At 59.4% G+C, this 315-nt stretch carries 1 pseudogene; it reads right to left on the bottom strand.

Annotated features, from left to right (window positions below):
• Positions 1-253: pseudogene (locus ACYPYD_RS15295) on the bottom strand (IS30 family transposase); the annotation flags it as partial.
• Positions 254-315: the final 62 nt, after the last annotated feature.

The raw sequence follows: 315 nt of genomic DNA, 5'->3' as shown, positions 1-315 counted from the left end.
CTATCGCACGCAAGGGTTCACTGACGCTCAGGCCCCGCGAAATCTCCTCGCGCTCGGCAAGGCTCAGTGCACGGATGCTCCGCTTGCGATCGGCGGGCCGGATACCGCCGGTCGGCGAAATCACCGAAAATACCGAAGATGATTCTCGATCAAACCTTCGTCCGATCGAACTCATCGACTCCCCGCGCTGCCAGCGATCCCATATCTCTGCTCGCTGACTGGCCGTGTAATAGATCCGACGACGCTGCTTCATCGCGACACTCCATCTTCCGCAAAAGATTAAAGTGTTGCCGCCACCCGTTGAACCCACCGGCG

This window comes from Novosphingobium sp. 11B, from assembly GCF_054589055.1.
This window is presented reverse-complemented; position numbering and strand designations above follow the sequence as displayed.